The organism is Nonomuraea jabiensis, assembly GCF_014204795.1.
In the GTDB taxonomy this organism is placed as follows: Bacteria; Actinomycetota; Actinomycetes; order Streptosporangiales; family Streptosporangiaceae; genus Nonomuraea; species Nonomuraea jabiensis.
On record NZ_JACHMB010000001.1, the window covers coordinates 6924583 to 6945921 of the forward strand.

Consider the following 21339-nt stretch of genomic DNA (forward strand, 5'->3'; position numbering starts at 1 on the left):
ATGGCCGCCGCCATGTCGTTCTAAATAGGGAAAAAGTCCGATCGACGGGGAGGAATAGGACATGGCCATGATCACCGGCCCACTCTCGGGTGATGCCAAGGACACCGTCGCGGAAGCCCTGCAGGGCGCCCTGGTCGACCTCATCGACCTCTCGCTGGTCGCCAAGCAGGCGCACTGGAACCTCATCGGCCCGCACTTCCGCCCGATCCACCTCCAGCTCGACGAGCTCACCGATCTCGCCCGGACCCACATGGACACCATCGCCGAACGCGCCGTCGCCCTGGGGATCAACCCGGACGGGCGTTCCGCCACGGTCGCCAGGTCCACGAAGCTCCAGCAACCCGAGTCCGGCTGGATCGAGGACGGCAAGGTCGTGGCGACGATCACCGACGTGCTGCAGGGCGTCAGCAGGCGGATGCACGAGCGCGTACGGGCCACCGACGAGCCCGACCCGGTCACCCAGGACCTGCTCATCGCGGTGGCGCAGGAGATCGACAAGCAGCACTGGATGTTCCAGGCCCAGGCCTGACCCGCCGGCAAGCCCGGGAGCCCGTACGGACGGGATCCCGGGCTTTGTCATGCCGCGAGCGAGACGCCGACGCTTGACGGAGAAGCGCAGGTCGGCGGCTCGCAGGCGTGAGTTAGCCGGATGATCGCGCGGTGGGGGTCCGGGGTTTGCGCAGAGTTTGATGTCGCGAGTCCCTGCCATTCATGTCGGTGCGGTCGACTAGCGTGGCACCTAGAGGGAGGCCCCACGATGTCCCACAAGACTCTCCTCCGCACGGGCCCGCTCTTGCCGGGCGGCATCAGTCCGTACGGACCGCTCGGCCTGCCGGGCCCCGACGGGCTCGCGCTGCCTTCGGGCTTCACCGGCAGGGTGGTGGCCCGCTCGGGCCACAAGGTCGCCGGGCTGACCTGGCACGCGGCCCCCGACGGCGGCGCCTGCTTCCCCGACGGCGCCGGCTGGATCTACGTGTCCAACTCCGAGCTGCCCCTGCTCGGCGGCGCGTCGGCGCTGCGCTTCCGCGCCGACGGCACCATCGGCGACGCCTACCGCATCCTGTCGGGCACCGACCTCAACTGCGCCGGCGGCGCCACGCCGTGGCACACCTGGCTGTCGTGCGAGCTGGGCCACCGCGGCCGCGTCTTCGAGTGCGACCCGTACGGCGCCCGCGCCGCCCGCCCCCGCCTGGCCATGGGCCGCTTCAAGCACGAGGCCGCCGCCTGCGACCCCGAGCGGCGCGTCGTCTACATGACCGAGGACGAGCCCGACGGCTGCTTCTACCGGTTCCGGCCGAGCGACTGGGGCGACCTGACGGAGGGCACGCTGGAGGTGCTGTGCTCCTCGGGTCACTGGCAGGTGGTGCCCTCGCCGGCGGCGCTGCGCACGGAGGCCCGCCACCAGGTCGAGGACGCCCGCCACTTCGACGGCGGCGACGGCTGCCACTACGCGGGCGGGGTGTGCTACTTCACGACCAAGGGCGACACGGGCCTGTGGGCCTACGACGCGCAGACCTCCGCGCTCGAGCGGCTGTGCGAGGGCGTGCGCGCCATCACCGCCGCCCCCTCCGGCGACCTGTACGTGGCCAGGGAGACGACGGAGATCGACGTCATCACCCCCGACCGCGCGGTCACGCCGTTCCTCAGGCTGGAGGGGCACGCCGGGGCGGAGCTGACCGGGCTGGCGTTCTCGCCGGAGGGCGAGCGGCTCTACTTCTCGGCCCGGCGCGGCCGCACCGAGGGTCACACCTTCGAGGTGGCCGGCCCCTTCCGCGGCTGACCGCTCACGTCAGGTAGCGGACCAGGGCGAGCTTCAGCTCCGCCACCAGCTCCGCGCTGCGCTCCGGCGTCGCGGTGGTGACCAGCGGCATCACCGCCTTCACCATGGCCACGGCCATCGTCCCCATGAGCGCGGCGCGCTCCTGCGCCAGGCCGGGGGAGCGGCGGCGGAGCATGGCCGCGACCTGCCGGGCGATGTCGTCGTGCAGCCGCTTCGAGGCCGAGGCCAGCTGGTCGCCCGTCGCCGACCCGTACAGGAGCGACCAGTACGCCGGTGACGTGCTCTTGAACCTGACGCTCTCGTCCACGACCTGCCCCACCAGCGCCTCCAGTGGCACCTCCGGGGTGACGGCGGCCAGCCGGGCGGCCCAGAACTCCTGCCGGTCGTCGGTGTAGCGGGCCACGAGCCCGTCGAGGATCTCCTCCTTGTTGCGGAAGAACTGGTAGAGCGACCCGGGCGACATCCCCGCCCGCGTGGCGACGTGGTTCGTCGTCATGTCCGGGTATCCGACCTCGGCGATCACCGACTCTGCGGCGTCGAGGATCTCCGCCATGCGCTTCAGGCCGCGCGCCTGCCGGCGGACCGTGCGTTCAGGCATGGGTCTCCTCGTTGACAAATGCGAGCATTTACTTGTATTCCTGGTTCAGAGAGCAAACACGAGTAGTTTACCGAGTTTTGAGGCGGGGGCACCTTACATGGCGCTGAACACGCGGCTACGGCCGGTCCACACGAAGCCGGGCGGGCCGCCGCTGCGCAGGCTGGGATTCCTGCTCGTCCGGCGCCGCCGGGCCGTGCTCGCCCTGGCCCTGGTCGTGCTCGCCGTCGCCGCGGCGCTGGCGGCCGGGGCGGTGCCGCGGCTGTCGCTGGCCAGGTTCGAGGCTCCGGGGTCGGAGTCGGACCGGGCGCAGGCCGAGCTGGTACGGCGGTTCGGGACGGGCAGCCCCGACATGATCTTCCTGGTGACCGCGAAGGCCGGCACCGTGGACGATCCCGCGGTCGAGGCCGAGGGCAGGGCGCTGACCGCGCGGATCGGCGGGCAGGAGGGGGTCGCCGAGTCCGCCTCGTACTGGACCCGCGGCAGGCCCGCCACCATGCGCAGCGAGGACGGCAGGCACGCGCTGATCGTGGTGCGCATCCCCGGGGACGCCGACCACGTGCGCGGGCAGGTGCTGCCCCGGCTCGTGCCCGCGATCACGCAGGGCACCGGCCTGCTCCAGGTGCGGGCCGGGGGAGGGGAGGAGGTCTTCAGGGAGACCGTGCCGCTGTCCCGGCAGGACTTCGTACGGGCCGAGCTGGTCATCTTCCCGCTGGCCTTCGCGCTGCTCTGGCTCTACCAGCGGCGCGCCATGGCGGCCCTGGTGCCGATCCTGGCCGGGGTGTTCGCGATGGTGATCGGGCTGGCGCTGCTGCGCGTGCCCCTGGCCTTCACCGGGATCTCCACGTTCGCCCTCAACCTGACCCTCGCGATGGGGCTCGGGCTCGGCATCGACTACTGCCTGTTCGTCATCCAGCGCTTCCGCGAGGAGACGCGGCGCGGCGCGGACCGGGCGAGGGCGGTGGCCGGGGCCGTGGAGCACGCGGGGCGGACGGTGCTGTTCAGCGGGCTCACCGTGGCCTCGTCCCTCGCCGTGCTGTTCGCGCTGCCGTTCGACTTCCTGAGATCCTTCGCGTACGCGGGCATCGCCGTCGTCGCCGGCGGGCTCTTCGCGGCGGTGATCGTGCTGCCCGCCGTGCTGGCCTCGATCGGGGGCACCGTGCTCCCCAAGCGGGACCGGCCGGAGCGGGAGGCGGGGTTCTGGCACGCGCTGGCCGTCCGGGTGATGCGGCGGCCGCTGGTGTTCGGCGGGCTGGCCACGGCGGTGCTGCTGCTGCTCGCCTCGCCGTTCCTGGGGCTGCGGTTCGGCGTGGCCGACGACCGCATCCTGCCCCCGGAGGCGTCGTCCCGGCAGACGCAGGAGATCATCCGGCAGTCCTTCCCGGCGGAGGAGACCGACGCCATCCAGATAATCCCCAAAAATCAGACGTCAGGCGATATTTCGCAGTATGCGGTGGCGCTGTCCCGGCTCCCCGGGGTCGCCCAGGTCGACTCCGCCGCCGGCTCGTTCGCGAACGGGAACCGGGTGGGCGACGGCGCCCCCGAGAGGTTCCGCCGCGGGTCGATCTGGGACACCTGGCTGTCCGTGGTCCCGTCCGCCGAGGCGCTGGCCGGCGACCCGGTGCGGCTGGTGGAGTCCGTACGCGCCGTCGAGCCGCCCTTCGAGGTCCTCGTCGGCGGCTACCCGGCCGAGCTGGCCGACTACCGCTCCTCCGTCGTCGACCGGCTCCCCCTGGTGCTGGCGCTCATGCTCGGCGTGACGTTCCTGGTGCTCTTCGGGATGACCAGGAGCCTGGTCATCCCGCTCAAGGCGTCCCTGCTGAACCTGCTCAGCATGGGCGTCATGTTCGGCGCCATCGTCTGGGTCTTCCAGGACGGCAACCTCGCCGGCCTCCTCGGCTTCACCCCGACGGGCACGCTCGACCCCAGCATCCCGATCCTGATGCTCTGCGTCGCCTACGGCCTGTCGATGGACTACGAGGTCTTCCTGCTCTCCCGCATCAAGGAGGAGTACGACAGGACCGGCGACACCGAGCAGGCCGTGGCCACCGGCCTGCAGCGGGGCGCGCCGCTGATCACGGCCGCCGGCGGCATCCTGGCGCTCACGTTCGCCGCCTACGCCACGGCGCAGGTGATGTTCGTGCAGATGCTGGGCGTCGGCATGGCGGTGGCCGTGCTGGTCGACGCGACAGTGATCAGGGCGGTGCTGGTGCCGAGCCTGATGCGCCTGGCGGGCCCGCTCAACTGGTGGCCTAGAGGTCGCGTGACCACATCTGCTCGGTGACCTCGACCCCGTTCTCCACGCCCTTCTCCTCCGACTCCAGCTCGAACCCGGCCCCCTGGTAGATCCGCCGCGCGCTCACCAGGCAGTCGCGGGTCCACAGCGTGATCCGCTTGTACCCCTCGGCCCGCGCGTGCCGCAGGCACTCCTCCACGAGCCGCCGCCCGAGCCCCAGCCCTCTGGCGGACGGCTCCACCAGCAGCATCCGCAGCTTGGCCGTCGTCTCGTCCTGCCGCACGCAGAACACGCAGCCGGCCCGCTCCCCGCCCACCTCGGCGATCCACCCGGCGTCCCGGGAGAAGTCCAGGTCGCCGACGATCCTGGCGACGAGCTGCTCGAACTCCGTGCCCCAGCCGTACTCGCGGCTGTAGAGGTCGCCGTGCCGGTAGACGACCCAGCCCAGGTCGCCGGGGCGCGGGGGCCTGATCACGTACGGCTGCCCGGCGCCGCCGTCGCCGAGCAGCTCCCTGATCGTGGCCATGCCGGCCACCAGCCGCCCCTGGCTCTCGTCCGGCAGCCCGGACAGCAGCCGCTCGATCTCCTCGGCCGAGCGCCTGTCGAGGTCCCCGAACGTCCGCTCGCCCGCGGAGGTGAGCCGTACGAGCTGCTTGCGGGCGTCGGAGGAGGACCGCTCGCGCGAGATCAGCCCGTCGGTCTCGAAGCGCGCCAGGATGCGGCTGAGGTAGCCCGCGTCCAGGTCCAGCAGGGAGCGCAGCGCCCCGGTCTCCATCGGCGCGGCGTGCGCCAGCTCGAACAGCACCCTCACCTCGGTCAGCGAGTACGGCGAGTCGAGCATGCCCGCCTGCAGCACGCCGATCACTTTCGTATAGAACCGGTTGAAGGCCCTGACCTCAGAGACCCTTGCCTCTGTCAACGAACTCATTGCTACAGTCAACCATGAGAGGATCCCGGTTGTGAAGCGCGTCTACATAGGCGGATACGGCCCCGGCATCGTCACGGTCGGCGGCGGGCTCACCAGAGTGGCCTCGCCCTCGTTCCTGGCCGCCCACCCCACCCTGCCGGTGCTGTACGCGGCGGGCGAGCTCGAACGCGGCTGGCTCACCGCGTTCCAGGTGGGCGAGACCCTCGACGTGCTGGACGAGCGGCCGAGCGAAGGCTCGCTGCCCTGCCATGTCGCCGTGGACCCGACCGGCAGCGTGCTCGCGGCGGCCAACTACGGCGACGGCGTCGCGGTCGTCTACCGCCTCGACGAGCGCGGCGCGTTCGAGGGCGAGCCGATCGTGCTGCGCCACCAGGGCTCGGGCCCGGACCCGGAGCGCCAGGAGGGCCCGCACGCCCACGAGGCCGTCTTCCACGATGGGATCCTGCACGTCTCCGACCTCGGCACCGACGAGATCCGCCGCTACCGCTACGACGGCACCGCGCTGGAGCCGATCAAGCTGGAGCCCGGCACGGGCCCGCGCCACTTCGCCTTCTCCGGATCGCGCCTGTACGTGGCGGGCGAGCTGACCGGCACCGTCACCCTCATCGAGGACGGGCGGCACACGGTCGTCCCCGCCTCTCGCGCAGATGGCAAGAACGCCCCCTCCCACCTCCAGCTCGCCGACGACCTCGTGTACGTCGCCAACCGCGGCCCCAACACCGTCACGGTGCTGCGCGCCGCCGACCTGTCGCACGTGGCGGAGGTGCCGGCGGGCGGCGACTGGCCCAGGCACTTCGCCGTAGACGGGACCACCATGTACGTGGCCGACCAGCACTCCGACACCGTCGCCGCGTTCCGGCTCAAGGACGGCGTGCCCGAGCCCGCGGGGGAGTCGTACGAGGTCGAAAGCCCGGCCTGCGTGCTGATCATGTAAGGAGTTCGCCAAGTCACGGCTCACCGGGTCGTTCGGTCATGACCATGGACGGGTGCGAAAGATCCTCGTCATGCTGTCGTCGCTGGTCGTCGTCGCCGGGTGCGGCGGCTCGCCCCCGGCTCCCGCCCCGGTCCCGGTCCAGCGCCCGGACCGGCGCCCGGATCAGGTCAGGACGCCTCCGCCCGCCGCGGAGGTGCAGGAGTCGTGGCACCTCACCCGGCGCGGCGCGGAGCACGAGATCGAGGGCTACGCCGACCGGGTGAGCGTCCTGCCGGGCGAGCGCTTCGGGCTGCGGGTCTCGACGACCGCTCCGCGCTTCTCGGCGCGCGCCTTCCGCATGGGGGCGAACCCGGTCAAGGTGTGGGAGTCGCCCGCCGTCCAGGGCGTACGGCAGCCGCCGATGCGGCTCGTGGACGGCACGGTGAGCGCGGCCCACTGGCGGCCCTCGCTCACCGTGGACACCGCGGGCTGGCCCGAGGGCGCGTACCTGATCAGGCTCGACGCCTCGACCGGCGCCCAGCGGTACGTCCCGATCACCGTGCGCTCGGCCTCCACCGCCGGCCGGGTGGTGCTGGTGAACGCGGTCACCACCTGGCAGGCGTACAACCGGTGGGGCGGCCGCAGCCTCTACACGGGCCCGCGCGGGTACGCCGACCGCTCCCGCGCCGTGACCTTCGACCGCCCGTACGACGATGTCGGCGCCCGGCTCTTCCTGGACTTCGAGAAGGACGCGCTGGCCGTGGCCGAGCAGAGCCACGTGCCGCTGGCGTACCTGACGAACCTGGACCTCAAGCCCGGCGTGCTCGACGGCGCCCGCGCGGTGGTGTCGCTGGGGCACGACGAGTACTGGTCGCCCGGCATGCGCGCGGTCGTCACCAAGGCCAGGGACGCCGGCACGAACCTGGCCTTCCTCGGCGCCAACGCCGTCTACTGGCGGATCGCGATGCACGACCGGACGCTCGCCTGCGACAAGGAGCGGCTCTGCCGGCTGTGGCGGGACTCCAGGCCGGAGAGCACGCTGGTGGGGCAGATGTACGACTGCTTCCCGGCGGAGGGCGCCTACCGGGTGACGCGGCCGCACCACTGGATCTTCGCCGGGACCAAGGGGAGGCGCTTCCCCGGGATGGTCGGCGTGGAGTCCGACAAGGTGTCGCGCGGGTCGCCGGGGAACGTCCAGGTGCTGGCGGAGTCGCCGTACTCCTGCGGGGGTGGGCGGGCGACGCACTCCGACAGCACCTACTACGTGGCGCCCAGCGGGGCGGGGGTGTTCGCGTCGGGGACGATGCGCTGGGTGTGCGCGTTGCGGGGGAAACGTTGCGGCCACGGCGTCTCCGACCGCGCCGCGGCCTTCACCCGCCGCGCGACCACCAACCTCCTGACCCGCTTCGCCCAGGGGCCCGCCGGCGCTCATTAGCGCGCCGGTTTCCGGGCGGCCCGGTCAGGACGTGGTCTCCCGCAGGATCTCGCCGAGCGTCCGGATGATCTCGCGCTCGGCGGGCTCCTTGGTCACGCCCAGCTCGGCCAGCGCCCGGGCCACCGGCTCGTCGTCCAGCGACAGCACGCCCAGCAGCAGGTGCTCGGTCCCGACGAACGGGTGGCCCAGCCGCAGCGCCTCCCGCAACGTCAGCTCCAGCGCCTTCTTGCTCTGCGCCGCGAACGCCACCGCCTCGGTCGCGGGCTCGCCGCCCGGCCCGAGCGCCGCCCTGGCGGCCTCCGCGACCGCCTCCGGCGAGGCGCCGAGCGTCACCATGGCCCTGGCCGCGAGCCCGTCCGGCTCGCTCAGCAGCCCCAGCACCAGGTGCCCCACCTCGATGTGGCCGTGCCCCCCGTCCTGGGCCTCCTTCTGCGCCCGTACGACGACGCGGCGGGCCCGGTCGGTGTAGCGGGCGTAGGCCCGCAGGTCCGCGGCCAGGGAACCCCCGTCCTTGGGCACGAACCGCTTCTGTACGGCCTGCTTGCTGACCCCCATGCTGCGCCCGATGTCGGTCCAGGACGCCCCGGACCGCCTGGCCTGGTCCACGAAGTGCCCGATCAGATGGTCGGCCACCTCGCCGATGTGCTCACCCAGCGACACGGCGTCGGCCAGCTCTTGCAGCGGGTCGCCGTCCGGGTGGCGGTTCTTGATCGCGGTGATGAGGTCATCGAGACGAACGATTCTGTCCATGCGTCAACCATAGGTTGACGATCCCTCTCCGTCAACCTTGGGTTGACGATCTGGCGCCGTCAGGCGGCTTCCAGAACGAAGAACAGGAAGCCCAGGAACCTCGTGCCGGTGATCTCGCGGAACTCCTCGGGGAACAGTTCGCGGGCTTCCGGCACGAACGGCGGTTCGCTGATGACGCTGATGCGGAAGCCGGCCGCCGTGAAGGCCTCGGTCATCGCGTGCAGCGGCCGGTCCCAGAAGCTCATCCGGGCGGTCTGCCCGCCCATGGTCCATTCTTCGATCCGGTTACGGGTGCCGAAGTAGCCGGGCTTTTCTCCGGCCCTGTGACGCGTGAGGGGGATCACGAAGGGATGGTCGACCGAGACGAGGAGCCGCCCGCCAGGCCTCAGCACGCGTCGCAGCTCGGCCAGGGTCGGTCCCCAGTCCTCCAGGTAGTGCAGCACCAGGGACGCGATGACGTCGTCGAACGCGCCGTCGGGGAAGGGCAGCGGGTCGGCGAGGTCGGCGACCCGCAGATCCGCGTCGTCGCCCAGCCGCCGCCGGGCCAGCTCCAGCATCCCGGCGCTCGCGTCGATTCCGGTCACGACGGCGCCGCGATCGCGCAGCGCGGCGAACAGGGGACCCGAGCCGCAGCCGGCGTCGAGGATCCGCCGGCCGGTCACGTCCCCGGCGAGTTCCAGCATCGCGGGCCGCTCGTAGTACGCGTTCGGGAGGCTCTTCTCGTTCTCGGCCGCGTACCCCTCGGCGATCATGTCGTAGGCGTTGAGCGGGGAGGGGTCTGCGGTCTCAACGTGATCTTCAGGCACGGTAGGCATGCGGGCCATTCTGGCCCAGAACTCGCCCACCCAAGCGCTCGGTCACATCTGCCTGCGCGTCAGGGAGTGAAGGCCCGGCGGTAGGCGGTGGGCGTGGTGGCGAAGGCCCGGTGGAAGTGCGCCCGCAGGTTGGTGGCGGTGCCCAGCCCGGTACGCCGGGCGACCTCGTCGATGGTGATGTCGCCGTCCTCCAGCAGCGTGCAGGCGGCACGCAGCCGCTGCTGGATCAGCCAGGCCCGCGGGCTCATGCCGAACCTGGTCCGGAAGTTGCGGTGCAGGGTGCGGGTGGACTGCATGCCTCGGCGGGCCAGGTCGGCGACGCTGATCGGCAGGTGCAGGTTGGCGCTCGCCCAGGCGGTGACCCCGGCCAGCTCCGCGTCCTCGACGGACTCGCCGGACGGGATGAACTGCGCCTGGCCCCCGGCCCGGTGCAGCGGTGTGACCATGTGCCTGGCCCGTTGGACGGCGGCCGACTGGCCGTGGTCCCGGCCGATCAGGTAGAGGCACAGATCCAGGCCGGCGGCCAGCCCCGCGCTGGTCAGCACCTGCCCCTCGTCGATGTACAGGGCATTCGCGTCGACCTTCACCAGCGGGTGCTCGCGGGCCAGCGCGGCGGCGTGCACCCAGTGGGTCGTCGCGCGCCGGCCGTCCAGCAGGCCCGCCTGCGCCAGCGCGAACGCGCCGGTGCAGATCGATGCGATGCGGGCCCCGCGGCGATAGGCGAGAGCGAGGGCGTCGAGCGCCCGCTCCGGAGCGCGCCCGCGGGCGAACCCGGGCACGATGACGGTGTCGGCGGCGCCGAGAGCGTCGAGGCCGGCCTCGACGGTCAGCCCGAGGCCCGGGGTGGTGGTGGGCACCGGGCCGCTGTCCAGCGAGCAGACGGTGACCGCGTAGCGGCCCTGCCCCTCGTGCCCGAACGCGTGCGTCGCGATCGTCAGGTCGAAGGCCACGACCGACGGCAGGGCGAGTACGGCGACGCGACGCGTGGCGGGTTCCTTACGCATGATGGCAAGCTTGCCACTCACCGGGAGGGCGGCGCGGCGAGATCCTGGCAGCGTGCGAATCGAGATCGTGGTCTTCGACGGCTTCGACGAACTGGACGTGTTCGGGCCGTTCGAGGTGTTGTCCATGGCCGGGCTCACCGTCGAGCTGGTCGCCGCCGAGCGGCCCGGCCCCGTGACCAGCATGCGCTCCGTCAGGCTCGAGGTGCCCACCGTGCTGGGGCGGGCCGACGGGGTGATCGTTCCGGGCGGCGGATGGCTGAACCGGGCCCCGGCGGGCGCCTGGGCGGAGACGCGGCGCGGCGTGCTGCCGTCCCGGCTCGCGGCGGTGGCGCCGTCGACCCGCTGGATGGCCTCGGTGTGCACCGGCGGGCTGCTGCTCGCCGCCGCCGGCCTGCTGGCCGATCGGCAGGCGACCACCAACCACAACGCGTACGAGGAACTGCGGTCCTACGGCGTGGACGTCGTCGAGGAGCGCGTCGTGGACGCCGGCGACCGCCTCACCGCCGGAGCGCTGAGCGCCGGGCTGGACCTGGGCCTGTGGATCACCGAACGAGAGCTGGGCACCGCGACCGCCGACCGCGTCGCCACCTCCATCGGGTACGCGCGGACGGCCCGGGTCTTCCACGCGCGAGGACGGTGACGAACCGCACCGCCACCGCACCGGCCCGGCGAGCGCCGTCCTATCGGCGGGAGGCCAGCTCGACGGCGGCCCGCCAGCGCTCGTAGGCGGCGTCGTCCCGCGGGCCGGGCTCGAAGCGGCGTTCGAGCTGCCACGTGTGGCGCAGCTCGGCCCGCGAGGCCCACACCCCCGCCCCCAGCCCGGCCAGGAAGGCGGCGCCGAGGGCCGTGGTCTCCTGGATCGCCGGGCGCTCCACCGCCGCCCCGAGCTGGTCGGCCTGGAGCTGCATGAGCAGGTCGTTCGAGCTGGCCCCGCCGTCGGCCTTGAGCACCGGTACGGCGCCCCCGGTCATCACCTCCACCACGTCCCGCACCTCGAACGCGATCGCCTCCAGCGTGGCCCTCACCAGGTGAGCGCGCGTCGTGCCCCGCGTGATGCCGGTGATCAGCCCGCGCGCGCCGGGGTCCCAGTGCGGCGCCCCGAGCCCCGTCAGGGCCGGTACGAACACCACGCCCCCGCTGTCGGGCACCGTGCGCGCCACGGCCTCCGACTCCGGCGCCGTGCCGATCAGCCCCAGCCCGTCGCGCAGCCACTGCACGGCGGCCCCGGTCACGAAGATCGACCCCTCCAGCGCGAACGTGCGCTCGCCCGACGGCGTCTGCCAGGCCACCGTGGTCAGCAGCCCCGTGTCGGAACGGACGATCTCCCCGCCGAGGTTGGCCAGCACGAACGAGCCCGTGCCGTAGGTGCACTTGACGTCCCCCACGTCGAAGCACGTCTGCCCGAACAGCGCCGCCTGCTGGTCGCCGGCCACCCCGCTGATCGGCAGCTCCAGCCCGAGGAAGGCGGACGGCTCCGTGAGCCCCAGCGGCCCGTAGTTGGGCACGATCTCGGGCAGGGCCTCCACGGGCACCCCGAACAGCTCGCACAGCTCCGGCTCCCAGCCGCCGGAGGCGAGGCCGTACAGGAGGGTGCGCGAGGCGTTGGACGGGTCGGTCACGTGCCGCGCGCCCGCCGTGAGCCTGGCGATGAGGTAGGAGTCCACCGTCCCTACGGCGATGTTCCCGGACCGGACGCCCGCCCACGTGCTCTCGTCGTGCTCGGCGAGCCAGGTCAGCTTCGTCGCGGTGAAGTACGGGTCGAGCCGCAGCCCGGTCAGCTCCGACACGCGCGGCTCGTGGCCCGCCTCGCGCAGCCGGTCGCAGATGCCGGCCGTGCGGCGGTCCTGCCACACGATGGCCCGGCACGGCGCGGCCAGCGTGCGCCGGTCCCAGAGCACGGCGGTCTCGCGCTGGTTGGTGATCCCGACGCAGGACGGGGAGACGGAGGCCCCGCTCAGCGCGGTGCCGCACGCGGAGAGCGTGGCCTGCCAGATGTCTTCGGGATTGTGCTCCACCCATCCGGGGGAAGGAAAGTGCTGTGCGAACTCTTCGTAGCCCTTGGACTCGATTTGTCCGTTTTCAGTGACTACGAGAGCAGTCACACCTGTCGTCCCGGCGTCAATGGCCAACACACTCACGAAATATCCCCGCAATCTGGGCAGCCTGGCGTTTGGTCTAGACCACTGCCCGCGACGACGGGCACAATGCGAGTCTGACATCAAGGTGACCCCCATCGGGAGGAACCCGCCATGCGTATTGGAGTGCTGACCGGGGGCGGCGACTGCCCCGGCCTCAACGCCGTGATCAGGGCAGTGGTGCGTAAGGGGGTGAGCGTCTACGGTCACGAGTTCGTCGGATTCCGTGACGGCTGGCGCGGCCCCCTTGAAGGCGACACGATGCCGCTCGACATCCAGGCCGTGCGGGGCATCCTGCCGCGCGGCGGAACGATACTGGGTTCCTCCCGCACCAACCCCATCAAGATCGAGGGCGGGGTCGACCGGATCAAGGAGAACCTCGCCGCCACCGGCGTCGACGCCTTGATCGCCATCGGCGGCGAAGACACGCTGGGCGTCGCCAAGCAGCTCTACGACCGCCACGTCAACGTGGTGGGCGTGCCCAAGACCATCGACAACGACCTGTCGGGCACCGACTACACCTTCGGCTTCGACACCGCCGTCAACATCGCGACCGAGGCCATCGACCGCCTCCACACCACCGCCGAGTCCCACCACCGGGCCCTCATCTGCGAGGTCATGGGCCGCCACGCGGGCTGGATCGCGCTGCACGCGGGCATGGCGGGCGGCGCGAACGTCATCCTCATCCCGGAGCGGCCGTTCGACATCGACCGGGTCTGCGAATACGTCGAGTCCCGCTTCCGCACCCGCTACTCGCCGATCATCGTGGTCGCCGAGGGCGCCCACCCGATCGAGGGCCAGATGGAGCTGCAGACGGGCGAGCTCGACGCGTTCGGGCACGTACGGCTGGGCGGCATCGGCGAGATGCTGGCCAAGGAGATCGAGAAGCGCACCGGCAAGGAGGCCCGCACCACGGTGCTCGGCCACATCCAGCGCGGCGGCACCCCGACGGCCTACGACCGGGTGCTGGCCACCAGGTTCGGGCTGCAGGCCATCGACGCCGCCCACGAGGGCGACTACGGCAAGATGGTCGCCCTGCGCGGCACCGAGATCGTCCGCGTCGGGCTCGACGAGGCCACGGCCGAGCTGAAGACCGTGCCGGTCTCGCGCTACTCCGAGGCGGAGGTGTTCTTCGGCTGAGTGAAAGCCGCTTGCAAGCGCGCGGCCGTACCTTCTGAACCAGCGGGGTCGCTCCTCGACCCCGCCTCAGGGTACGGCTTGCGCCGCGGCGAGTCGGCGGCCCACCACGCGTCGCAAGCCGTACCTGGGAGATAGCTCAACCGCGGGGCGTGCCGAAGAGATCCACTTCCGGCACGCCCTCGTCGTCCCCGCGCAGCCGCGCCCGGTATTCCGCCTCGCCGCGCAGCTCCTTCTCCGAAGGGGAGAGGATGACGGCCAGCAGCAGCCCGACGGTGATCACACTGATGCCGACGATCAGCGGCAGCAGCAGGTCGACGGCCTTGACGCCGGGCACGGGCACCATGTCGGAGTGCACGGCCACCGACATCGAGTACATCCCCGTGTAGTGCATGCCCGAGACCGCCACCCCCATGACCAGCGCGGCACCGCCGATCTTGAGGGCGCCGCTGACCCGCACCGTGAACCACAGCGCCACCGTCGCCGCCGCCACCGCGATCAGGACGGACACGGCGACGACCGCCGGGTCGTAGGAGACGAGGGCCGACATGTTCATCGCGTACATGCCGAGGTAGTGCATGGCGGCCACGCCGCAGCCGGTCAGGACGCCGCCGCCGAGCAGGTAGGCCGGCCGCTCGCCGCCGCAGGAGACCAGGAACAGGCCCATCCCCACGACGACGACCGCGATGAACGCGGACAGGGCGGTGAGCGGCACGTCGTAGCGGATCACCGAGCCGGTCACGGAGAAGCCGAGCATGGCGATGAAGTGCATCGTCCAGATGCCTGTGCCGCCGATCGCGAAAGCGGCCCCCACCAGCCAGAACTTACCCTCGCGCCCGCCGGCGAGGCGGGCTCTCGAGGTCAGCAGCAGGCCCAGCATGGAGCCCACGCTGGACATGACGTACGCCAGCACGGGCGTTAACAGCCCAAAGGAAAAATGATCGATCGGCGACACGACCCCCACCCCAACCCCTTACGCACCGATAAGGGAGTATGAACAGGGAGTCGCTGTCTGCGCAACTATCTATCTTCTGCGGCCCTGCATGGCCTGGCGGCGCTGCTGCGGCCGCGGCATCGGCACCGGCGGCGCGGGGTAGGTGAGCTGCTCCTGCTGGGTGGTACGCCGGCGCAACTCCAGCTTGGCGACCAGCTCGGCGTCCTCGTGCAGCTCCTCCTCCGAGGGTGAGAGGATCACCATGAGCAGCATGGTCAGCGTGATCAGGCTGATCACGGTCATAAGGGGCACGAGGAAGTCGAGCGCGTCGGCGCCCGCGACCACGCCGGGCTCGGGGTCGACCGTGACGTGCATCGCGTAGATGCCGGTGTAGTGCATGCCCGAAACCGCCACGCCCATGACCAGGGCGGCGAGGGTGATCCAGATGGGCTTCTTGACGCGCAGCGTGAACCACAGCGCCACCGTCGCGGCCACGACGGCGATGACGACGGAGGCGGCCACGGTGAGGCGGTCGTAGGAGACGTGGGCGGACATGTTCATCGCGTACATGCCCAGGTAGTGCATGGAGGCCACGCCGAGCCCGGTGAGCAGGCCGCCGCCGAGGAGCGCCAGGATCCGGCCGCCACCGTACGAGACCAGCAGCAGGCCGGTGCCCACCACCACGATGGCCACCAGCGCGGAGGCGACGGTGAGCCACACGTCGTACTTGATCTGGGTGCCCTCCACCTCGAAGCCCATCATGGCGATGAAGTGCATGACCCAGATGCCGGTGCCGCCGATCGAGATGGCCGCGCCCAGCAGCCAGCGCACCCGGGAACCGCCGCGCGAGGCGTGCGCCTGAGCGGTGAGCCGCAGTCCCAGCATCGACCCGATGCAGGACATCACGTAGGCGAGCACGGGGGTCAGCAGGCCGTAGGTGAAATGATTCACAGCGGAGGTCATCTATCGGTTCCTTGGTAATTAGGGGTTCCCGGATTGTGCCATACCGGGATGTCCTATTCGCATAGATACCACCACTATCTGTCAACCTCTCTGTCGGAACATGAGAAGGACTCATGGCTATCGAGGGCCCGTTCTGGCGCGCGATCGCGGTCTTCCGGGTGGCGTCGCTGGTGTACGCGGCCGCGCTGATGGCCCAGCACCGCGGCTACGAGCAGCCCGTGCTCGGCTGGCTGGTGATCGGGGTGATGGCGCTGTGGACGGCGGCGGCGACGTTCGCCTACTCGCGCGAGTCGGCCCGCCGGTGGCCGCTGCTGGTGATCGACCTGCTGGTCGCCCTGGCCTGCCTGCTGGTCTCTCCGTATGTCGAGGGCGCCGGTCAAGGCGCGGAGGGCACCATGCCCGTCCCCGCGACGTGGATAGCCGCTCCCGTGCTGGCCTGGGCCGTGCACGGGGGCAGGCGGCTGGGCGCGGTGGCGGCGGCCGTCGTCGCGGCCGGCGACCTGTGGCTGCGCGTCCGCACCGGCCAGGCGCCCGTGCTGATCAACGGCGCGGTCCTGCTCTTCCTGGCGGGCGTCGTGGTCGGCCACGTGGCCCGGCTGGCCAGGCAGGCCGGGGAGCGCATGCAACGGGCCATCGAGATGGAGGCCGCCCAGCGCGAGCGCGACCGGCTGGCCCGTGACATCCACGACTCGGTGCTCCAGGTTCTGGCCCTGGTCCAGCGGCGCGGCCGGCAGATCGGCGGCGAGGCGGCGGAGCTGGGGCGGCTGGCCGGCGAGCAGGAGGCCGTGCTGCGCCAGCTCGTCGCCCCCGCCTCCGCCGCCGTTCCCGTGGGCTCCGCCGACCTGCGTACCCTCCTCCTGGCGCACGCCTCGCCCCAGGTGACGGTCTCCACGCCCGCCACGCCGCTGATCCTGCCCGCGCCGGTGGCCGCGGAGACGGCCGCCGCCGTCCGCGCGGCGCTGGACAACGTACGGGACCACTGCGGGCCGGACGCCCGCGCCTGGATCTTCGCCGAGTCGTCGGACGGCGCGATCACGGTGACGGTGCGGGACGAGGGGCCGGGCATCGCCGAGGGCCGCCTGGCCGAGGCCGCCGCGGCCGGCCGCCTGGGCGTCGCCCAGTCCATCCGCGGCCGGATCGCCGACCTCGGCGGCACGGTCGCCTTCGCCACCGGCGTGGGGGAGGGCACGGAGGTCGAGATCAGCGTGCCCCTTTCCGGCCCCACCTCCGGCCCCCTTTCCGGTCCCGCCTCCGGCCCCGCCTCGGGGTCGCCGCGGTCGCGGGGCGGGCAGCGGACGCGCGGTTAGAGTTGCGGCATGGTGCGGGTGATGGTGGTGGACGACCATCCGATGTGGCGGGACGGCGTCGCCAGGGATCTCGCCGAGGCCGGATACGAGGTCGTCGCCACCGTGGGGGAGGGGCGGCAGGCGGTGCGGGCGGCCGGGGCGGCCCGGCCGGACGTCGTGGTGCTCGATCTGCGGTTACCGGATATGTCGGGCGCGGAGGTGGCCGCCAGGCTGGCCGCGGTGGAGCCGCCGCCCAAGGTGCTGGTGTTGTCGGCCAGCGCCGAGCAGGACGACGTGCTGGAGGCGGTCAAGGCCGGCGCATCCGGATATTTGGTGAAATCGGCCAGCCGGGAGGAGTTCCTCGACGCCGTACGCCGCACCGCCGACGGCGACGCCGTGTTCACCCCGGGCCTGGCCGGGCTCGTGCTCGGCGAATACCGGCGGCTGGCCGCGCAGCCGGCGCCCGCCGAGGGGCCCCGGCTGACCGAACGCGAGACCGAGGTGCTCAGGCTGGTCGCCAAGGGCCTGTCCTACCGGCAGATCGCTGGGCGGCTCGTGCTCTCCCACCGCACGGTGCAGAACCACGTCCAGAACGCGCTGCGCAAGCTCCAGCTCCACAGCCGGGTGGAGCTGGTCCGATATGCGATCGAGCACGGGCTGGACGCGGACTAAACTCGATGGGGCGCGGCGTTGGCTTCGACGCGTGCCTTTCCCCGTCTTCCCGGAGGTTCCACCATGACGATGTCCGCCCTGGGCGAGCCGTGCGTTCTGCTCAAGCTGGGCGAGATCGTCCTGAAAGGCAAGAACCGCGAGCTGTTCGAACGCCGCCTGATCAGCAACATCCGTGACGCGCTCCGGTCGCTCGACCTCAAGCTCGACGTGCGCAAGCGGCATGGCGTGATCGCGATCTTCCTGCCCCAGGGCGCCACGGCCGAGCAGGCGCAGGCCGTGGCCCAGCGGGTCGCCGACGTTCCCGGGCTGGTCTGGATCCACCGGGCCTGGCGGGTCGCCAAGGACCCCGACGCCGTGCTGAAGGCCGGTCTCGAGCTGGTCGGCGAGAGCGAGGAGGCCAAGCGGGGCGCCCGCTTCGCCGTCCGTTCCCGCCGCCGCGACAAGCGCTTCCCCCTGCGCTCCAACGAGCTCGACCGCCTCGTGGGCGGCGCGATCAACGACGAGTACGGCCTGCCGGTCGACCTGAAGAACCCCGAGCTGACGGTGTCCATCGAGGTCGACAGGGACGAGGTGTTCGTCTTCACCGGCGGCATCCCCGGTCAGGGCGGCCTGCCGGTCGGCAGCAGCGGCCGGGCCCTGGTGCTCATGTCGGGCGGCATCGACTCGCCGGTGGCGGCGTACCGGATGATGCGGCGCGGCCTGCACGTCGACTTCCTGCACTTCTCCGGCATCCCGTTCACCACCTCCGAGTCGATCTACAAGGCGTACGCGCTGGTCAAGAAACTCGACCGGTTCCAGGGCAGGTCGCGGCTGTGGGTGGTGCCGTTCGGCAAGGCGCAGCAGTCGATCCGCACCTCCGGCCAGGACCGCCTGGCCGTGATCGCGCAGCGGCGGCTCATGCTCAAGACGGCCGAGGAGGTCGCCCACCGCATCCACGCCGCCGCGCTGGTCACCGGCGACGCGCTCGGCCAGGTCTCCTCCCAGACCCTGGCCAACATCACCGCCCAGGACAACGCGGTGGACCTGCCGATCCTGCGGCCGCTGGTGGGCTGGGACAAGACCGAGATCATGGCCGAGGCGCGGCGCATCGGCACGCTGGAGATCTCCGAGCTGCCCGACGAGGACTGCTGCACGCTGCTGGCGCCCAAGCGGGCCGAGACCCGGGCCAAGATCGAGGACCTCAAGCAGATCGAGAAGCGGCTCGACGCCGAGGAGCTGTGCGTCCAGCTCGCCGACTCGATCCAGGAGTACACCCTCGACTAGCGCCCTCCGGATCGGGGCTGACCCGCGGCATCGTCGCGCCCCCGGGAGCGACGATGCCGCTCCCGAGGCGCAGGCGCGGGGCGGTAGCGGTGCGCCCCTCTCTCCCGCCGCGGGAGGGACGGGACGTGAGGCGGGACGGGGTCAGGTGCTGACCTTGAAGGGGTCGTGTTCGGTCAGCAGTTTGTCCAGCCGTGCCTGGTCGACGCGCTTGCTGACCTCCGACTGCTCCTGCCGGTCCCGTACGACCTTGCACAGCGTGACCGTCGAGGTGACGACGTACAGCAGGCCGAGCCCGAGGAACGCCCTGACCCACCCCTCGACGGGCAGGTAGACCAGGGCGATCACCACGGAGGACAGCGAGACGGCGAACGACAGGATCGCCTGGGCGTAGAACGCGGTGGTCTGCGTGGGTTGGATGGGCTTCGTCATGCGGTCATCGTCGCGCCGCGCGACAGCCCGCCGCATGGGGTCACGTACTCAAGTTACTTCTGAGTACGGCCGGCCGCTCGGCTCGTGGCGGCGGCCGGCCGTACGCGTGGGATCGCTCGTGGCAGGCAGGGATATCGCATCAGGTCAGACGGCGACCGCCACCGCGGCGGACTTGCCGAGCAGTGCCGGGAAGTCGTTCATGACCTGGGCCAGCTCGCCCAGGTCGGCGTCGACCAGGGCCTGCGGGCCGTCGCAGAGCGCCTGCTCGGGCTGCGGGTGCACGTCGATGATCACGCCGTCCGCGCCCACCGCGATGGCCGCGCGGGTCAGCGGCAGCACCAGGTCGCGCCGCCCGCCCGAGTGGGACGGGTCGATGATCACCGGCAGGTGCGACAGGCGCTGCGCCACCGGCACGGCCGAGACGTCGAGCGTGTTGCGGGTCGCCGTCTCGAACGTCCGGACGCCCCGCTCGCACAGGACGATGTCGAGGTTGCCGCGCTGGGCGATGTACTCGGCGGCCATGAGCCACTCCTCGATCGTGGCGGTCATGCCGCGCTTGAGCATCACCGGCTTCCCCGCCGCCCCGACCGCCTGCAGCAGCGCGAAGTTCTGCATGTTGCGGGTGCCGACCTGCAGCATGTCGGCGTAGGAGGCCACCAGTTCGACGTCCTGGGCGTTCACGACCTCGGTCACGATCGGCAGCCCGGTCTCCTCGCGCACGTCGGCCAGGATGCGCAGGCCCTGCTCGCCCAGCCCCTGGAAGGCGTACGGCGACGTACGCGGCTTGAAGGCCCCGCCGCGCAGCAGCACCGCCCCGGCCGCCTGCGCCATCCTGGCCGCGTCCAGCGTCTGCTGGTGCGTCTCCACCGCGCACGGCCCCGCGATCAGCGTCACGGTGTCGGGGCCGATCGGCACGCCGCCCACGTGGACCGTGGAGCGTTCCGGGTGGTTCTCCCTGCTGACCAGCTTGTACGGGGTGGACACGCGCATGACGTCGCGCACCCCGCCCATGCCGCGCAACGCGACTGGGTCGAGCTGCGTCACGTCGCCGACCAGGCCGACGATCGTCCGTTTCACGCCCTTGCTGACGAAAGCCTCCACCCCGGCCGCCTGGACGACCGACACGATCGCCGAAAGATCATCCGCGGTGGCCTCGGGGCCCATCACGATCACCATCTGTACAACTCCTTTGTCCGGAAACACAGAAGGCCCCGGGTCCTGTCGGACCCGGGGCCTTCGTTCGCCTGTCTGCTAGCGCAGCGTCAGATGGCGAACGGACTCGGGTCCGTCGCCATACCAAAACAGGGACGCGTTGCGCATAGGCCGTAAGGATAGCGCACCGAACCCGCCCGCGAAGCATCATCGATCCGATGGCAGGATGGCCCCAGACCACGAGTCAGGTGAGGGGAGTGATCGTGGAGGAGTCGCGCCTGCCTCCAGGCCAGTACGTGCCGCGCGGCCGACCCGTGATCCACTACGGCAGGGTGCCCCGGTTCAAACCGGAGAGCTGGGACTTCCGGGTCTTCGGCGCCACCGCGTCCGGGGCGGAGCACCATTTCTCCTGGAGCGAGTTCGAGAGGCTGCCGCGCGCCACCCGCATCGCGGACTTCCACTGCGTGACCAAGTTCTCGCTCATGGCCAACGAGTGGTCCGGCGTGACCCCCGCCACGATCATGGCGGCCGCCCCGCCCGCTCCCGGCGTGCGCCACGTGATGATCTGGGCCGAGTACGGCTACAGCGCCAACCTGCGCATGGCCGACTTCACGGCCCCCGACACGCTGTTCGCCATGGAGCTCGACGAGAAGCCGCTCAGCCCCGACCGGGGCTTCCCGCTGCGGATCGTCGTGCCCCACCTGTACGCGTGGAAGAGCGTCAAGTGGGTGCGCGGCATCGAATACCTCCTCGAAGACCGCCGGGGCTTCTGGGAGGAGCGCGGCTACCACAACGTCGCCGACCCCTGGCGCGAGCAGCGCTACTCCTACCAGGAAGAACCCGGCGAGGGACCCCCTTAGACTTCACTCCTGGTTTTCCCCCGGACACGCTCTGTTTTGGCTACGGTTTTCC

Annotated in this window: 21 protein-coding genes; 11 read left to right on the forward strand and 10 right to left on the reverse strand. The window is 71.5% G+C overall.

All coding sequences use genetic code 11. The features are described 5' to 3' along the window. The first annotated feature begins 61 nt into the window (after positions 1–61). Together HD596_RS31670 and HD596_RS31675 are read left to right on the forward strand one after the other, a co-directional pair. Positions 62–529, forward strand: coding sequence for a Dps family protein (locus HD596_RS31670; protein ID WP_185072915.1), 468 nt, complete (start codon positions 62–64; stop codon positions 527–529). A gap of 228 nt (positions 530–757) precedes the next feature. Further along, complete coding sequence (locus HD596_RS31675; RefSeq protein WP_185072916.1) at positions 758–1780, forward strand: alkaline phosphatase PhoX; 1023 nt, start codon at positions 758–760, stop codon at positions 1778–1780. Between the two features lie 4 nt (positions 1781–1784). Here the strand turns inward: HD596_RS31675 and HD596_RS31680 are convergent, their stop codons facing one another. Then, complete coding sequence (locus tag HD596_RS31680; RefSeq protein WP_185072917.1) at positions 1785–2378, reverse strand: TetR/AcrR family transcriptional regulator; 594 nt, start codon at positions 2376–2378, stop codon at positions 1785–1787. A gap of 97 nt (positions 2379–2475) precedes the next feature. Here HD596_RS31680 and HD596_RS31685 point away from each other — a divergent pair, with 97 nt between their 5' ends. Next, positions 2476–4659 carry an MMPL family transporter gene (locus HD596_RS31685; RefSeq protein ID WP_185072918.1) on the forward strand — a complete coding sequence of 728 codons (2184 nt, stop codon included), beginning with the start codon at positions 2476–2478 and terminating at the stop codon, positions 4657–4659. Here HD596_RS31685 and HD596_RS31690 read toward each other — a convergent pair. Then, positions 4628–5539, reverse strand: a complete 912-nt coding sequence (locus HD596_RS31690; RefSeq protein WP_185072919.1) for a bifunctional helix-turn-helix transcriptional regulator/GNAT family N-acetyltransferase — start codon at positions 5537–5539, stop codon at positions 4628–4630. The two genes, HD596_RS31685 and HD596_RS31690, sit on opposite strands and share 32 nt — an antisense overlap. A 31-nt stretch (positions 5540–5570) precedes the next feature. Between HD596_RS31690 and HD596_RS31695 the strand changes: the two genes are divergently transcribed. Both HD596_RS31695 and HD596_RS31700 read left to right on the forward strand, forming a co-directional pair. Continuing rightward, positions 5571–6473 (forward strand): lactonase family protein, encoded by a 903-nt coding sequence (locus HD596_RS31695; RefSeq protein WP_185072920.1) that lies wholly within the window; start codon positions 5571–5573, stop codon positions 6471–6473. Between the two features lie 52 nt (positions 6474–6525). Beyond that, the gene (locus HD596_RS31700; RefSeq protein WP_185072921.1) at positions 6526–7887 is read left to right on the forward strand and encodes a N,N-dimethylformamidase beta subunit family domain-containing protein; all 1362 of its coding nucleotides are present in this window, start codon (positions 6526–6528) and stop codon (positions 7885–7887) included. Positions 7888–7911: 24 nt separating this feature from the next. Here the strand turns inward: HD596_RS31700 and HD596_RS31705 are convergent, their stop codons facing one another. From HD596_RS31705 to HD596_RS31715, 3 genes are read right to left on the reverse strand one after another with little or no spacing between them, the layout of a single operon-like run. Beyond that, entirely contained in the window at positions 7912–8637 is a 726-nt protein-coding gene (locus HD596_RS31705) for a Clp protease N-terminal domain-containing protein (protein ID WP_185072922.1), read from the reverse strand. Positions 8638–8696: 59 nt separating this feature from the next. Further along, the gene (locus HD596_RS31710; protein ID WP_185078830.1) at positions 8697–9461 is read right to left on the reverse strand and encodes a class I SAM-dependent methyltransferase; all 765 of its coding nucleotides are present in this window, start codon (positions 9459–9461) and stop codon (positions 8697–8699) included. A 50-nt stretch (positions 9462–9511) separates the two neighbouring features. Next, positions 9512–10456, reverse strand: coding sequence for a GlxA family transcriptional regulator (locus HD596_RS31715; protein WP_185072923.1), 945 nt, complete (start codon positions 10454–10456; stop codon positions 9512–9514). A 52-nt stretch (positions 10457–10508) separates the two neighbouring features. Here HD596_RS31715 and HD596_RS31720 point away from each other — a divergent pair, with 52 nt between their 5' ends. Then, entirely contained in the window at positions 10509–11096 is a 588-nt protein-coding gene (locus tag HD596_RS31720; protein ID WP_185072924.1) for a DJ-1/PfpI family protein, read from the forward strand. 40 nt (positions 11097–11136) lie between these two features. Here the strand turns inward: HD596_RS31720 and HD596_RS31725 are convergent, their stop codons facing one another. Beyond that, positions 11137–12594 carry an FGGY family carbohydrate kinase gene (locus HD596_RS31725; RefSeq protein ID WP_185072925.1) on the reverse strand — a complete coding sequence of 486 codons (1458 nt, stop codon included), beginning with the start codon at positions 12592–12594 and terminating at the stop codon, positions 11137–11139. A 111-nt stretch (positions 12595–12705) separates the two neighbouring features. Between HD596_RS31725 and HD596_RS31730 the strand changes: the two genes are divergently transcribed. Continuing rightward, complete coding sequence (locus tag HD596_RS31730; protein WP_185072926.1) at positions 12706–13731, forward strand: 6-phosphofructokinase; 1026 nt, start codon at positions 12706–12708, stop codon at positions 13729–13731. Between the two features lie 136 nt (positions 13732–13867). Here the strand turns inward: HD596_RS31730 and HD596_RS31735 are convergent, their stop codons facing one another. Both HD596_RS31735 and HD596_RS31740 read right to left on the reverse strand, forming a co-directional pair. Further along, positions 13868–14641, reverse strand: coding sequence for an MHYT domain-containing protein (locus tag HD596_RS31735; protein WP_313045277.1), 774 nt, complete (start codon positions 14639–14641; stop codon positions 13868–13870). Between the two features lie 111 nt (positions 14642–14752). After that, positions 14753–15625, reverse strand: a complete 873-nt coding sequence (locus HD596_RS31740; RefSeq protein WP_221519612.1) for an MHYT domain-containing protein — start codon at positions 15623–15625, stop codon at positions 14753–14755. A 113-nt stretch (positions 15626–15738) separates the two neighbouring features. Here HD596_RS31740 and macS point away from each other — a divergent pair, with 113 nt between their 5' ends. The 3 genes from macS (at position 15739) to thiI (ending at position 18846) form a co-directional block, all read left to right on the forward strand. Beyond that, entirely contained in the window at positions 15739–16932 is a 1194-nt protein-coding gene (macS, locus tag HD596_RS31745) for a MacS family sensor histidine kinase (protein ID WP_185072928.1), read from the forward strand. 9 nt (positions 16933–16941) lie between these two features. Beyond that, positions 16942–17583, forward strand: coding sequence for a response regulator (locus tag HD596_RS31750; protein WP_185072929.1), 642 nt, complete (start codon positions 16942–16944; stop codon positions 17581–17583). Between the two features lie 63 nt (positions 17584–17646). Next, positions 17647–18846 carry a tRNA uracil 4-sulfurtransferase ThiI gene (thiI, locus tag HD596_RS31755; protein ID WP_185072930.1) on the forward strand — a complete coding sequence of 400 codons (1200 nt, stop codon included), beginning with the start codon at positions 17647–17649 and terminating at the stop codon, positions 18844–18846. Positions 18847–18987: 141 nt separating this feature from the next. On the opposite strand, the gene HD596_RS31760 is transcribed toward thiI, so the two are convergent. Together HD596_RS31760 and aroF are read right to left on the reverse strand one after the other, a co-directional pair. Next, complete coding sequence (locus HD596_RS31760) at positions 18988–19275, reverse strand: YiaA/YiaB family inner membrane protein (RefSeq protein ID WP_185072931.1); 288 nt, start codon at positions 19273–19275, stop codon at positions 18988–18990. Positions 19276–19419: 144 nt separating this feature from the next. After that, positions 19420–20451: a 3-deoxy-7-phosphoheptulonate synthase gene (gene aroF, locus HD596_RS31765; RefSeq protein WP_185072932.1), complete on the reverse strand. Its 1032-nt coding sequence runs from the start codon at positions 20449–20451 to the stop codon at positions 19420–19422. Positions 20452–20645: 194 nt separating this feature from the next. On the opposite strand from aroF, the gene HD596_RS31770 reads away from it, so the two are divergent. Then, positions 20646–21287, forward strand: coding sequence for a molybdopterin-dependent oxidoreductase (locus HD596_RS31770; protein ID WP_185072933.1), 642 nt, complete (start codon positions 20646–20648; stop codon positions 21285–21287). Positions 21288–21339 lie beyond the last annotated feature (52 nt).